Source organism: Paenibacillus sp. FSL R5-0749, from assembly GCF_038595085.1.
Taxonomy (GTDB): domain Bacteria; phylum Bacillota; class Bacilli; order Paenibacillales; family Paenibacillaceae; genus Paenibacillus.
Genome location: NZ_CP152005.1, coordinates 3,698,189 through 3,713,266 on the forward strand (window position 1 = coordinate 3,698,189; position 15,078 = coordinate 3,713,266).

Annotated in this window: 12 protein-coding genes; 7 read left to right on the forward strand and 5 right to left on the reverse strand. The window is 38.6% G+C overall.

The features are described from left to right. The first annotated feature begins 218 nt into the window (after positions 1–218). The 5 genes from MKY85_RS16265 (at position 219) to MKY85_RS16285 (ending at position 5,064) form a co-directional block, all read left to right on the forward strand. Positions 219–1,556, forward strand: a complete 1,338-nt coding sequence (locus tag MKY85_RS16265) for an extracellular solute-binding protein (protein WP_342570103.1) — start codon at positions 219–221, stop codon at positions 1,554–1,556. An 84-nt stretch (positions 1,557–1,640) separates the two neighbouring features. Continuing rightward, entirely contained in the window at positions 1,641–2,537 is an 897-nt protein-coding gene (locus MKY85_RS16270; protein WP_342570104.1) for a sugar ABC transporter permease, read from the forward strand. A 1-nt stretch (position 2,538) separates the two neighbouring features. After that, complete coding sequence (locus MKY85_RS16275) at positions 2,539–3,387, forward strand: carbohydrate ABC transporter permease (RefSeq protein ID WP_342570106.1); 849 nt, start codon at positions 2,539–2,541, stop codon at positions 3,385–3,387. A 296-nt stretch (positions 3,388–3,683) separates the two neighbouring features. After that, the gene (locus MKY85_RS16280; RefSeq protein ID WP_145331132.1) at positions 3,684–3,830 is read left to right on the forward strand and encodes a paeninodin family lasso peptide; all 147 of its coding nucleotides are present in this window, start codon (positions 3,684–3,686) and stop codon (positions 3,828–3,830) included. A 397-nt stretch (positions 3,831–4,227) separates the two neighbouring features. Continuing rightward, positions 4,228–5,064: a class I SAM-dependent methyltransferase gene (locus tag MKY85_RS16285; protein WP_342570108.1), complete on the forward strand. Its 837-nt coding sequence runs from the start codon at positions 4,228–4,230 to the stop codon at positions 5,062–5,064. A gap of 369 nt (positions 5,065–5,433) precedes the next feature. Here MKY85_RS16285 and MKY85_RS16290 read toward each other — a convergent pair whose 3' ends face one another. The 4 genes from MKY85_RS16290 to MKY85_RS16305 all read right to left on the reverse strand — a co-directional run bounded on the left by MKY85_RS16290 (position 5,434) and on the right by MKY85_RS16305 (position 11,249). Then, positions 5,434–6,837, reverse strand: a complete 1,404-nt coding sequence (locus MKY85_RS16290; RefSeq protein WP_339234046.1) for a family 1 glycosylhydrolase — start codon at positions 6,835–6,837, stop codon at positions 5,434–5,436. A 21-nt stretch (positions 6,838–6,858) separates the two neighbouring features. Then, on the reverse strand, positions 6,859–8,727 hold the full coding sequence (locus tag MKY85_RS16295) for a beta-glucoside-specific PTS transporter subunit IIABC (protein ID WP_342570110.1): 1,869 nt from the start codon (positions 8,725–8,727) through the stop codon (positions 6,859–6,861). Between the two features lie 167 nt (positions 8,728–8,894). After that, complete coding sequence (locus tag MKY85_RS16300; RefSeq protein WP_342570112.1) at positions 8,895–9,740, reverse strand: PRD domain-containing protein; 846 nt, start codon at positions 9,738–9,740, stop codon at positions 8,895–8,897. Positions 9,741–10,073: 333 nt separating this feature from the next. Then, positions 10,074–11,249 carry an MFS transporter gene (locus MKY85_RS16305; protein ID WP_342570113.1) on the reverse strand — a complete coding sequence of 392 codons (1,176 nt, stop codon included), beginning with the start codon at positions 11,247–11,249 and terminating at the stop codon, positions 10,074–10,076. A 105-nt stretch (positions 11,250–11,354) separates the two neighbouring features. Here MKY85_RS16305 and MKY85_RS16310 point away from each other — a divergent pair, with 105 nt between their 5' ends. Next, on the forward strand, positions 11,355–12,236 hold the full coding sequence (locus MKY85_RS16310) for a LysR family transcriptional regulator (RefSeq protein ID WP_339234056.1): 882 nt from the start codon (positions 11,355–11,357) through the stop codon (positions 12,234–12,236). 72 nt (positions 12,237–12,308) lie between these two features. On the opposite strand, the gene MKY85_RS16315 is transcribed toward MKY85_RS16310, so the two are convergent. Then, positions 12,309–13,037 (reverse strand): MurR/RpiR family transcriptional regulator, encoded by a 729-nt coding sequence (locus MKY85_RS16315; protein ID WP_342570115.1) that lies wholly within the window; start codon positions 13,035–13,037, stop codon positions 12,309–12,311. Between the two features lie 557 nt (positions 13,038–13,594). On the opposite strand from MKY85_RS16315, the gene MKY85_RS16320 reads away from it, so the two are divergent. Continuing rightward, entirely contained in the window at positions 13,595–15,016 is a 1,422-nt protein-coding gene (locus MKY85_RS16320; protein WP_342570117.1) for a glycoside hydrolase family 1 protein, read from the forward strand. Positions 15,017–15,078 lie beyond the last annotated feature (62 nt).

The window sequence follows — 15,078 nt, forward strand, 5'->3', positions numbered from 1 at the left end:
TGGTTATATAACGCTTATTTCATATATATATTAATACGGCATATGAAGCGCTTACAGTACGGAGTCTAAGAAATTGTTGCGAAGGGGTCTTTTCTTTGAAAGGTTAGAATTATGTTAAGGATGGTGGTGCCAAGATGGATTGTAACCGCTTAAATCAACAGAACTAACTTGTCAGCCGACTTTTCAAATGCATAACAAAAAGAGAGGATGACGAACAAATGAAAAAACGCAGTGCTTTAATCTCCATCGTTACACTCCTTATTATGTCACTTGTTTTTACTGCATGTGGTAATCCTTCTGGTTCAAAAACGGAAACACGACAATTAGGCGCTAATGCCGGTGAGAATGCAACAGAATTATCATTTTGGACATTCGTAGATTTGCACGGCAAGCATTTGGATAAAATGCTGGGGTTATGGAACCAACAGAACCCAGACAAACAGATTAAGTTAAATGTGACGGTTATGCCTTACGATGATATGCATAACAAGCTTTTACTGGCAGTTACAAGCGGAAAAGGTGCTCCTGATATCGCGGATATTGAGCTAGGTAAATTCCCGAAATTCTTGGAAGGTGACAACGTTCCCCTGGAATCTTTGAATGATGTATATGCACCATACAAAGACGCTGTTGTTCCTTCACGTGTCGAGATTTACTCCAAAGCCGATCAGGTTTATGGCTTTGATTATCACGTAGGGGCTACGCTTGCTTTCTACAACACTGAAATTCTCGAACAAGCAGGTGTTGACTACAAGAAAATCATAACGTGGGAAGATTACAAACAAGCAGGTATCCAGGTTTACGAAAAGACTGGCAAGTACTTAGGTACTGCTGATACGTCAGCTTCGTTCCAAGCATCGCTGCTACTAGCTCAGCAAAATGCTGATTTTACAGATGAAAATGGTAATCCAAAAGTGAATTCGCCTGAAATGATTAAAGCGTTTGAAATGTTAGTCGATCTGCAGAAGAACAATGTTATTCATACGATCCCTGGCGGACAACCCGACACAGAAGAAGCAAAAGGCGAATATAACAAAGGCAACTACGCAAGTGCATTAATGCCTGAGTGGTACATGTCCCGCTTTGTAAACGAAATGAAAGACCTTAAAGGGAAGTATGCAATAGCTCCATTGCCTGTATTCGAAGAAGGTAACCCTCGTTCCGTTGGCTTAGGCGGTACTGGCACAGTTGTTACTAAAAATGGTAAAGACGTTCAGTTGGCAAAAGAATTTGTAGCCTTTGCTAAGCTTTCGAAAGAAGCTACGACTGAAATTTGGAATACACTTGGATTTGACCCAATCAACATGGAAGTATGGACAGATGACGCAGTTACGAAAAACCCTGAAAATGAATACGTCCAATACTTTAAAACAAATGCATTTGACACTTTGAATGAAATCAAGGACGAAATTAGAGCGATAAAGTCCGTTAAAGCTTCACCAACCATCGGCAATATATTCAATACGGTTACTTTAAATGCGATCTTTGAAGATGGCCAAGACGTGAAGGAAGCGTTGGATGAAGCACAAGCAGCAATTGAACAAGAATTGAAATAAATATAATAAGTAAATGATTCGATTAAACCTGTTGGCAGGTATAGTGGTCGGCAGGTTTAACCATAGTCAAGGGAGATTGAGAATATGATAAAGAAATTTGTATACTCTCAAAAAGTTGCGCCTTATGTTTTTGTATTGCCATTTATATTCATATTTTTGATCTTCTGGTTGTATCCGCTTGTAAATTCATTCGTAATGAGTTTTCAAGATCGGATGCTGGGACAGGATCCTAAATGGATTGGTGAAGCGAATTATTCGAAATTGCTTACAGATAAAGTGTTTTTGATATCGATTAAAAATAGCGTTGTGTACATGATAGGAACCTTAGTGCTGTTAATTCCCTTTCCCATGTTATTCGCCGTTATGATCAACAGTAAGTTAATGGTGGGAAGAGAGTTTTTTAAATCTTCGTTCTTTCTCCCTGCCTTGACATCTGTCGCAGTTGCGGGGACCATTTTTCGTCTTACATTCGGTGAAATGGAAGGTTCCTTAATGAACAGTTTCCTGGGTCTATTTGGCGTAGAGCCTATTAAATTTTTGAAAGACGGAGCATGGAGTATGGCGGCACTGTTAATCCTCGCATGTTGGAGATGGACGGGCGTTAATATGCTTTACTATCTATCGGGTTTGAAAAGCATTGACAATGAATATTATGAGGCTGCTTCAATTGACGGTGCATCTGCTTGGCAGAAGTTTAGAATGATCACAATGCCATTATTGAAGCCGACCACGGTATATGTTACCACAATTAGTGTTTATGCAGGTTTAGCCATGTTTACCGAGAGTCTGATGATGTTCAACGGTAACAAATCGCCCCAAAATATTGGCTTAACCATTGTTGGATATCTGTATAGACAAGGGATTGAGCAGAATAAGCTGGGTTACGCAGCTGCAGTTGGTATCATTCTGTTAGTCATTGCGATGGTTATCAATTTAACACAGTTGAAATTTAGTGGAATGTTCAAAAAGGAGGAGGATTAAAGTGGGCAGAAGTCAGACGAGGAGTGATTTCATCTCTAGAATAGTAATTATTGGTTTATTCATTATACTATTCGTTATAATTATGATCCCATTCTACGCAGTGGCCCTATCTTCCTTTAAGCCAGGTGAATCATTAGTTAGATATGGTCTTAACCTAAGTTTGGATTTTGAAATCATGAGTTTTGATAATTTCATCTTTCTGTTTACTGGAGAACATGATTATTTTGTGTGGTTTTGGAATAGTTTGATTCTAACAATTGTTCAAGTGGTTTTAACACTTTTTGTAAGCGCATTTGTTGCTTATGGTTTTGCAGCATATGATTTTAAAGGCAAGAACTTCCTCTTTATATGTGTTTTGCTCATTATGATGGTGCCTTTTGAAATACTGCTGGTTCCTTTGTATAGCCTAATTAATGATTTGGGAATGGTGAATAGCTATTCGGCAATCATTTTGCCAGGTATAGCCAATGCCGCGACAATATTTTTCTTCAGGCAATATCTAAGAAGCATACCCAAAGAGATTATTCAATCTGGGCGAGTTGATGGGGCAAACGAGTATGCAATTTATTTCAGGCTAATTATGCCGATTATGAAGCCATCCTTTGCGGCAATGGCCATTCTGAATGGGATGAATAGCTGGAATAATCTGTTGTGGCCATTCATGGTGTTAGGAGATCAGAGTAAGTATACACTTCCAATCGGTTTGAAAACGTTGTTAACTCCTTATGGCAATAACTATGACCTCTTGATCGTGGGCTCCTTCTTCTCCATCATTCCAATTTTCATACTATTCATTGCTTTCCAGAAATACTTCATAGACGGTATGACTGCAGGCGCTGTTAAAGGGTAGTATATATTATGATGAAACAGGTGATAAGATGGAAATCCAACAACGAGCGAAAGTGAACGAAGGCGCGGCATTTCTTCGCAAGGGTAATATATCTATTAGTAAGGATGTAAGCAATCGGATTGAATTTTGCAGATATTTATAGAAGGAAAGGGATGAAATATTTGTTTACTTAGATACGTATTGTGTCTTATAATTCCCATAAAGATACATTTCGTATCTTTGAAAGTTGTATCACGCAAGTAATGTAAGGGTGCTCGCATCTTGGTTCTAGTTTTGTAGAAAGGAGGAGACGACCGCTGGAAACGAAAAAAGCGCCTTGGCAGGCACCGAAATTAGAGGTTCTGGATGTGCGACAGCAAACGATGGCTGGCCGTGGATACAAGCAAATTGATTGGATCTCCGAACATGATGCAGACCTATATAATCCAGCGTCCTCAAGTTGAAAATCGTATTCTTGCTCAAAAGGTCGCCTGTGGGCGGCTTTTTCGATGCTCAGATGAGGTGTATCAGCCTCCTGTTGATGTAACATTAGTTCGAATACATTGCGAAATTCATTACGCCGCTCGACAAACATTGTCCAATCGAGGCCTTCACGAAAAAATGATTTCTATACATAAGCGATTTCAACAAAATATAGTGATGCATCATCGTAAACGGCTCTTCTTTTGTCAGCTTCAAATGGACGGGGGAGAAGGAGTCAAAAAAATACGCTTCTCTAAATACGATTGAATTGTGCATGATCAGATTCCCTTCGCTTCGTAAGTCATTAAATTGGATTCGTTTGTTATGTTAGAACAGGTTTTACACCATTCATAGCGTTGTGAGAGGGGAGTGATGCTTTTGAATACTTCTAAAAAAATGATGCCTCATAATTCCAATGATCGTTTTAGTAAACTAGGAATTTATAGCATCCAAAGTGTCTTTATTATTCTGTTCTTGCTGTTAACCCCTGTCTACTATTTGAACAAATGGGACTTTAAACGTCACAAAAAGCGGAAACCTTTCTACACCAGTAAATTGGTTCGATTGCAAGAGCGTTATCCGATTTTCTACGAATTGGCCATGTATGTTCAAAATTTCCCTATTCCTCGTAATGTCTACAAAATTTTACCCCCTTTAAAGGGCGATGTTCTTCAGGTGGGCTGTGGTACAGGTTTATTGAACAAGTATCTTCGCAAGCAGAAGGATGTTCGTTTTCTCAACATGGATCCGAATTTAAATGCTCTAAAACTTGGAAAGAAGTGGGGAAGGTTTAATTCTTATATCCATGCATTCATTGATAAGCCAACTTCTTTACCTGATCATAGCTGCGATATGATTTTGTTTGCACGAAGCTTTCATCACATTCGCTATCACAAAAAAGCCTTCATAGAGAGCTGCAGACTGTTACGTGACGGTGGATCTATCATTATTGCGGACCCGGTTGTTCTCAAGTCTCTTTCAGGTTCTGTAACAGACCGTGGTTATATGGCGAACTCTTCGATTGATGGTGTAATTTGGAGATTTACCAAAGAAACATTAATTACTCACATAGAGCGCTGTCTTCCTCCTGAATTAAAGATAGAATCCGTAACCGAAACGAGACAAGTGCATGTAACGAATTATAATTTATTTGTACCTCAGACAGATATCGTAGTGGTACTGCGAAAAAGGGAGGCTGTATACAATGACAACTAAATTTATTTATGGTGTTTGAAATCTGCAGCATTATTTAATGCTTATCCGTTGCTAGAGGTACCTGCTGGTGTTTTTTAGACGGAAGTTAATGACGTAGGGAGGCAGCACTAAGAAATAGTTGCCGTTCCGAACCAGGCTGTTATTTCATGTGAGGAATCACATATACGCTGCATGCAGGGTATCGTCAGAGCTAACTGCTTCCTTATTTAAACGATACATAATGCTTGAAAAGCTATGATTGCGCTTAGGCTGGTGCCCTATATACTTTAATATTTATACTAAAACCTCCACTGTAGTGGAGGTTTTTCGTGTTGTCTTAAGAAATAGAGAGAATCAGTCATTCCGCAAAATTGATACGCATGAATTTTCTTAGGCCAAGTCGTCCCCATTGCTTTCAATTACTTTCTTATACCAGTTAAAACTTTTCTTTCTTGTTCTATTCAATGTTCCTTTTCCTTCATTATCCCGATCTACGTAAATGAATCCGTATCTTTTCTTCAGTTCTCCTGTTCCGGCGCTAACGATATCAATCGGTCCCCAATAGGTATAGCCCATGAGTTCTACACCATCTACAACGGCTTCTTTCAATTCTTCGATATGAGCTCTTACATAGTCAATGCGATAATCGTCATTGATTTCACCGTTCTCGATTTCGTCATTTGTTCCCAAACCGTTTTCCACAATGAAGAGTGGCTTCTGATAACGGTCATATAATTCATTACATACATAACGAAGACCTTTGGAGTCAATCTGCCAACCCCAGGGTGTAGCCTCCAAGTATGGATTCGGCGTTCCTGCTATTCCTCCCGTGTGTCCCAAGATTCGAGTTCCGGCTTTGTGTGTAGTTGATCGATAATAACTAAAACCTAAATAGTCCGCTGGATATTGTTTAATTAGATCCAGATCACTGTCTTCCATCTTGATTTGAACATCATGTTCATCCCAAATACGATAAATATAACTTGGATACGTTCCCCGAAGAAGAACATCACCAAAGAATAGGGCACGTCTTCGTACTTCGTAGGTTTCGAATACATCATCAGGGTGGCATGTATTTGGATAAATCGCACTAAGTGCTAACATAGCCCCCATTTGAGAACCAGGGATGATGTCATGACATAATTTCGTTGCTAATGCACTTGCTACAAAACAATTGTGACTTGCTTGATAGATAGCCTGAAGTCGATTCTCATTTTCTTCAATCAAGATTGCTCCCGCGGCTATGGGGCTTGTGTAGATGTTATTGATTTCATTGAAACCCATCCAATATTTCACTTTATTCTTGTAGCGATTAAATATCGTTTCACAATAACGAATATAGAAATCGATCAGTTTACGGTTTTTCCAGCCGCCATATTCTTTGACTAAATGCCAAGGGGTTTCAAAGTGAGAAATGGTCACAACCGGCTCGATTCCATACTTCAATAATTCACCGAATAGATTGTCATAGAATTCCAAACCCTTTTCATTTGGATTCGGTTCGTCTCCTTTTGGAAAGATACGGCTCCAGGCAATAGAGGTACGAAATGTTTTAAACCCCATTTCCGCGAACATAGCCACATCTTCCTTGTAGTGATGATAGAAGCCAATCCCTTCATGATAAAGGTTCAGGTCGGTACTATCCTCTTTAAGCTCCGCGAGAAGCCCATTTGGCATTAAATCAACAATAGATAAGCCCTTGCCATTTTCAAGATGAGCACCTTCAGTTTGGTTGGCGGCAATCGCACCTCCCCATAGGAATCCTTGTGGAAATGATTTATTTCTTTGATTCATTGTTAGTCCTCCAGAGTTAGCTTATTTTATAACGGTTAGTATCTGATCTCCTGCATTAGTTTGCTTGCGATCAGCAGGAAGCACATCCAGATAGTCACTTGTATTCGCAATAATAACAGGTGTAACGGTTTGAAATCCTGCATCCTTGATTCCTTGAACATCAAAAGTAACTAATTTGTCTCCCTTTTTCACCACTGCACCACTCTCAACATGAGATTCAAAATATTTGCCTTTTAATTTGACCGTGTCAATTCCAATATGAATTAGTAACTCAACACCTTCATCGCTTGCTAAACCAATGGCATGTTTTGTGCGGAATAAATCGACCACTTTTCCGTCAAACGGAGAGAATACGATCCCTTCAGTAGGTTCAATTCCGATGCCTTTACCCATCGCGCCTGTTGAAAATACAGGATCATCTATTTTATCCAGCGGTACGACTTCACCCTTCAAAGGCGAAAAGATTTCTTCAACTGCACTTGATTTAATTTTATCTTGCTTGAACGTAGTAACTTCATCCTGTTTTTTTTCATTTGAAGAGCTAGTTTTATCGATATCTTTAATACCAAAAATAAATGCTAAAATCGTTGCCGCAAAAAATGAAGAGCCTATTCCCATTGCATATCCAAGTGTAGGCGTGTAATTAGGAATTGTAAAAATGCTGTTAAATACAAAGGTCGAAATTCTCACATCGAATACAGCAATCATTGCTCCGCCAATCGCTCCTGAGATAAACAGCAGGGGAATCAATTTTCTGTGTCTTAGAATCAAACCATACAGAATAGGCTCAGTTACGCCGGCTAACAGTCCCGATACCGTGCCTGCAAACGTAAAGGAGCGTAAATCTTTGTTTTTTCTTGAACGCAGGAAGATACCAAATGCGATCCCCATTTGTGCAAAAACAGATGCGGCAGTAATCGGTTTAATCATATCTCCGCCATTGGCCATGTTATCCAATATGATAGGCAGAGTGCCCCAGTGGATACCAAATATAACGAGAAACGGCCAAGCAGAGGCAATGATAATACCTGTCAAAATTGAAGAGAAGTCCATCATGAAAGCAACGCCGTTTCCAATTCCTGAACTGATATATTGTCCAAATGGACCAAACACGAGAGCTGTAGCTGGAACCATGATCAAGATACCAACCATAGACACGAAAAATAACTGAATCGTATCAGGAGTTATTCGTTTTAACCATTTTTCCAGTGGGGCGTAAACAGCCATCGCCATGAGAATTGGAAATACCGTTGAAGAATAGCTGGCAAGGATTAATGGAATACCCATGAAGGTTGTATCCAAACCGCTTTCTTTTAATGCGGTGAAATTAGGGTCCAGCAAGCCTGCTGCAATCACACCGCCAACAAAAGAATTGGCGCCAAGTTTTTTTGCAGCAGATATACCTACAAAGATAGGCAAAAAGTAGAACAGACCACTGGATGCAGCATTTAATACGGCATACGTTGAACCCTTGACATCAATCCAGTGAAGCACACTGAGAATGGCAAGCAAAGCCTTTATCATACCGGCACCGGCTAAAGCAGGGATGAGTGGAGTAAATACACCTGCGATGTAATCAAAAACTTTTGCCATAATTCCATCTTTCTGGTCATTAGGATCACCGTCTTCAGATGCACCAGAAGTGATATGGTGGGAATTCATAATCTCATCAAATACCTTACCTACTTTATTTCCAACGACAACTTGAAGTTGTCCCCCTTTTTCTACAACAGTAATAACATCAGGAATGGTGGACAAGGATTCTTTATCGGCCTTACTGCTATCTTTCAGCTTAAATCTTAACCGTGTTGCACAGTGAATGAGTGATTCAACATTTTTCTCGCCACCGACTAAGTGTACGATTTTGTCGCCTAATTCTTTATTTTTCATCGTTGGATCTCCTTTATCGCAATAGTATAGTCTGGGATGTTTGTAAGACTAGAAGGAGGGTAGAAGATAAAAAAAACTTGAATTAAACCTAAAGCAATTGTCTTTGTGACAATGCTCCAGATTGAATTCAAGTCTAGCCTCCCGAAGAGTAACAAGTTTGAAAAGTGTTATTCAGTTTTTCTAGTTAATAAACGCTGAATATGAATGGTTAAGTAAGTCACCTCCGTATCGGAAACCTCATATGCATACTGATTACGTATAAAAGTTTTTACTTTCTCCGTAGTTTTGAAAGCTTCCGAGTATCTCTCTTTGACTAGCTCATATATATAAAAATCCTCATCTCCGTCTTCGTAAGTTTCTTGAGAGAAAATTCTATTCGCAAAGAATTTCAAATGTGTGATAAAGCGAAATCCGGATAAGGATTCCTCATCCACTGTAATTCGAAGTTGATAGTTGATAATATTTAAAATCTCTTTTATAAACTGCGTTATCTTAGTAACTGTATTCATGCCGTTATTCAACTGAGCATTCACAAAATGAAAAGCAATAAAACCTGCTTCATCTTCGCCAAGCTCGACTTTGAATTTTTCGTTAATCATCTGGACTGCTACTTTGGCTATACTAAACTCCTCTTTGTATATTTTTTTTATCTCCCAAAGTAGTCCGTTCTTCACATCCAAGCCTTCTCTTGTTCGTGTAACGGCTAAGTTAATATGATCTGGCAATGAGATGTAGATGCTTTCATTCAGATCTTTTTTCAGCCTTTTTTTAGCAAGGCTAATGATGTCATCGGATATATCTATATCTTCAACGGAAACCTCTTTGAGGAGTTTTTTGAACTTAGCATACAATCCTTTGTCTTCCAGATAGAAGCGTTTTTCCACAAGCCTTGTATCTAGATCATCACCCTTTTTTTTATTAAATGCTAAACCTTTTCCAATCAGTATGATTTCATCTCCTTGGGCATCCACACTTATGGCAATGTTATTATTAATGACTTGTTTTATTACCACTAAACTCCCTCCCGAACCCAGACATGAAAAAAAGACTTCAACAAAACATAGGATATATTATCCCCATTTTTGCTGAAGTCTCGCCTGCATGACCAGTAACAATCTTCAATCGATTTGTATTTACTTATGGAATAGATGATAACTCGTAAACGTTCAAATGTAAACACTTACTTTAAACGCATATTCCGCAGCAATATGCGTTTAGATTCCATTACCATTCAAGCTCAGGAAGATCCTGATTCGCTAACCCCTCAAAAAAGCAGTTGATCAATATGATCAGCTGCTTTTTTGTTTTGTTGTCCATCGAATCAAAACGTTGAACTTCAATGGAGTTTATCCTGCATTTGTTTTAGCTGAGGGTTTGGTGATTTTCCAACCTAAGACAATCACTACGAATCCAATAGCAATCAACAGATACATGGTTGGTAGGAAGCTTCCTGTGTAGTCATACAATAGTCCAATGATAAAAGGACCTATTGCACCAATCATATATCCAATCGCCTGTGTCATTGCAGACCATGTGCTGGCCTCGATGGGGGAACTTGTCTTATCAATGGGTAATAACAAGGTGAGTGAAACTAGTCCACCTGCACCAATACCCAAACATATACTGGCTACAATTGGTGTAATATTAGTAAAACTTAAAAGAGCTAATCCAACAATTTCACTTATCGTGAAAAAAGTAATCCAAAACCTTCTACTCGGAATGCTTTTTAAGAGGAAAGGCAACAATAGAGTTGCTGGTAGCTGTGCGAGCATAGATAATGTGCCTATAAAACCAGCGTAAGACGATGCATATCCCTTTTTCTCCACAATGGCTGGCAGCCAAGCCGCGAAACAATAAAACAAAAGAATAACAATCCCTACAAAAGAGGTTAAAAGCCAGGCTTCCTTATTTTTCAGCGGTAAGGAGACGTTACTGCGTATTAATGCTTTTTCTTTGGTAGTATGAGGATGCCTGATGATCTTAAACCAAAGTGGAACAGCAATAAGTGCAAATACAAACCAGAAACCTAAACCAATTTTCCATGAATCATTGAACAAGTGTTGAAGAGGCGTCGTTAAACCTATGGCAATGGATGCACCTACGACCATAGAAGTAGAATACATACTAATCATCAAAGGCACCTTATCTGGAAAATAACTTTTAATGAAACCGGACATTAACGGGCTCACAATACCTATTCCAGCGCCAATAAATAACGCAGTGAATAATAGATATACTGGTGAATTCGTAAAGAAGCGTAGGAATGTTGCGATACCAATACAAGTAATAAAGATGGTAATGATTTTCTCGGCTTGGTAGCGGTTTGCCAGACGTCCGGCAAATAAGGAGCAAAACCCGATACAGAGTAAAGGGATCGAAGTCAATAAACTTGCTGAAGTCGAACTCATGCCTAAGTCATCGGTTATGCCGTGTAAGACTGGACTGATTGAAGTAATGCCAGGCCTAAGATTGAAAGAAGCCAGAATGAGTGCGAAAAAAAATAACTTGTAACGAGTTGCCATGCACGAAATACCTCCAATGAATGTCTTGATGAAATATTTTCTTTTATGTTACATTAAATTTTACATATTATAAAATGCATATTCATTATAAAGGAGATATCAAAATTGATATGGAATGAGACGCAAATTCAACTTATTGTTAAAATATCGGAGACAGGCAGTTTCACAAAAGCTGGTGAACAGTTGCATATGACACAACCAGCGGTAAGTCGTATTGTTGCGACGGTTGAATCCGAATTGGGAACGAAACTGATTAAGAGAAATAAGAAGAGTGGACTGGTTTTTACAGAGGTAGGGGAACAGATACTAGTCCTTTTTAGAAATGTGCTGAGTGAATTGCGAAAAGTAGAAGAGTTAGTTGCAGCTGAACAAGGCTTGGAGATCGGTAAAATTCACGTTGGAGCTTATCCCACAGCATGTACAAGGTTCATTCCTAAAGTTATACGAAAGCTTGAAGAGGAACATCCTGGTCTTGAAATTAGGCTCTCGGAAGGCAGTGTAAGTCAAGTGAAAGACTGGTTACGAACGAAATCCATAGACGTAGGAATAACGATTTCGCCGGATCAAGATTTTGATGTCATTCCTTTAGTAAAAGATGAGTTAATCGTAGTTATTCATTCACATCATCCTTTAGTTCAGAAAGAATTTATAGAAATTCCTGACTTGGAAACCGAAAATTTGATAGTGGGGAGAGGTGGTTATGATGTAGAAGTGCATGCTATATTCAAAAATTATCATATGAAGCCTAAGGTTCGGTTCGTCGTTGATCATATCGATACAGCATTGAGTATGGTCAAAGAAGGTCTGGGGATTATCGTTACAACGAAAGGCGCCATTTTGTCGCTACCAGAGCAAGTGACATACCGAGAACTTAAACCAAGTATGTTTAGAGATATTAACATCGCAGTGCCAGATCTGAAGGATATGTCTAAGGCAACGGATGTTTTTATCCAAACGGCACGTTCCCTTTTTAGTAATAACATCTAAATGAGGCTGAAGAGTGAATAAAAAAATCCCTTACTCTGATGAGGTACCATCGTAGTAAGGAAAAGACTGAGATCATTCGATTTTTGAAACCTCTTTGGCCAACCACTCTACTAAAAAGAGAACAGGGAATTGAGTTGTAATGTTAGCTGATTCATAAAATTCTTCAGCAACGTAGTATGAAATATTAATATCTGACATTTTTGCAATGGTAGACTGACGATTGTTGGTTATACTCACAATTTTGTTTTTTTCCTGCTTAATTTGTTTCAGAAGTGGCAGTGTAAAAGGGTTCTCACCTGAAGTTGATAAAGCAATGGTAACACTATTTTTACGCATTTTAGCATGGACAGGGAAATGGGGATCATCGATATACATGGAGAATGTACCCAAACTTGAAAAGTACCTTGCTCCATATTCAGCCATAATACCAGAACTTCCTGTACCTATAAAAATGACACCGCTGGCTTTAGAAATCAACTGGGCAGCATTTTTAATTTTTTCTTCCAAATTAGGATGTTGAAACCTCTCAAAAAATTCATAGGCAGCCTGGTGGGGACTTTTTAAGGTTCTCGTTGATGTTCTTTGTTGAGACAAGAGCATTTTGAGCTTTACTTTAAACTCGGAAAAGCCTTCGCAATCGTTTTTTTTGCAGAAACGCAAGACGGTGGTCGTCGAAACATGAGTTGCATCGGCTAGCTCTCGTATACGCATATATGTAACTTTATCCATGTTCTGCATAATATAGTTAAAAAGAGACATTTCCAAATCATTATATGAAGAAATTTGCTCGTTAGTAAACATGATTTTCCTCCTCTGATTGATAAACTTTAAAACAAAACATCTAACTTACCATCCTTGCTAATGTAATATACTATTCCCCAAGAAAACAAGGCGTTACACATAAATAACAAATTTCATTTGATGTTAAATCAAACTAAAGGACTGCAACATATATATTTTCTATGGTATTAACATGAAATTTAAAAAGCCTTTCTTTCTAGCTCTCACTGGGGGAGCTGGAGCATTTACAGGGATACTTGTCATTAAATCTTTTTTTTTGTTGGGACTGCAGGTAAAAAAGTAGCAACTCTCCAAACATAACTTGGAAAGGTGCTGCTTTTCTAAAAGCTTAAATCCAAAGAAATTAAGAAACAGTTTCAAAACAAAAACACAGCGTTTTATTTAAGTAACAAATTCGAATAAGTGTTAAATCAAACTAAAAGTTGTGTATCTATTTATTTTCCTTTGTGATCTAAGTAACATGGATGATGCAAGCTTGAATCTGTTTAAAAAACGGATTGAACAGATACTCTAATAAATAAGAATTATTTGATCGCAACATGAAAGGTGGAACAATAATGAATCAAACATTTCAATTTCCAGATGGCTTCCTGTGGGGTGGGTCTGTATCCGCTAACCAATTAGAAGGTGCTTATCTTGAGGATGGAAAAGGGTTATCCATTCAAGATATCATGCCGAATGGTATTATGACACCTCCAACGGCTGAACCTACCGAAGATAATATGAAGTTAGTTGGTATCGACTTTTATCATCGATACAAAGAAGACATTAAACTGTTAGCGGAAATGGGATTTAAGGTGTTCAGAACATCAATCGCTTGGTCCAGAATCTTTCCGAAGGGCGACGAGCTTGAACCAAACGAAAAAGGACTTCAATTTTACGATAACTTGTTCGATGAGTGCCTGAAATACGGCATAGAGCCGTTAGTTACCATTTCTCATTATGAAACTCCGTTACATCTGTCCCGTGAATATGATGGATGGGTTAACCGTAAAATGATTGATTTCTACGAACGATATGTGCGGACTATTTTTAACAGATATAAAAACAAGGTTAAATACTGGCTGACATTTAATGAGATCAACTCGATTTTGGAGCATCCATTTATTAGTGGTGGTATCAGCACACCTAAAGAGCAACTTAGCAAACAGGATTTGTACCAAGCGGTTCATCATGAATTTGTGGCAAGTGCACTTGCCGTGAAAATTGGTCATGAAATCAATCCGGATTTCAAAATCGGTTGTATGGTTATTGCAATGCCCATTTATCCATTAACTCCTGACCCTAAAGATATGATTCAAGTTATGAATGCTGACCATAAAAATACGTTTTTTGCCGATGTGCATGTACGTGGTTATTATCCAAACTATATCAAGCGGTATTTGAGAGAGAACGGAATCAATATCCACTTCGAGCCTGGAGATGAGGATATCCTCAAACACACGGTTGATTTTATTTCGTTCAGTTATTATCAGAGCAGTTGTGAAACAGCAGATCCTGCTAAACAAATTAAGGGAGAAGGTAACCTTATTGGCGGTGTACCTAATCCACATCTGAAAGCAAGTGATTGGGGATGGCAGATCGATCCAGAAGGCTTGAGATACATTATGAATGTTCTGTATGACCGCTATCAGAAACCATTGTTTATCGTGGAAAATGGATTAGGTGCAGTAGATCAATTGATTACAGATCAAAACGGAGAAAAAACAGTTGAAGATGACTATCGTATCGATTATCTGAAGCAGCATTTAATCCAAGTGGCTGAAGCTATTCAAGATGGTGTTGAACTTATGGGGTACACGACTTGGGGTTGTATCGATTTGGTGAGTGCAACTACAGCGCAACTGAAAAAACGCTATGGTTTTATCTACGTCGATCGTCATGATGACGGTACAGGTACATTGGAACGTTATCGTAAAAAGTCGTTTTATTGGTATAAAGATGTAATCAGCAGCAATGGAGGAAGTTTGTTCAAATAATAAGAAAAAGAATGAATAGGGAAAACCCTCATTCGTGAGGAAAGCCGCTGCAATAGCGGCTT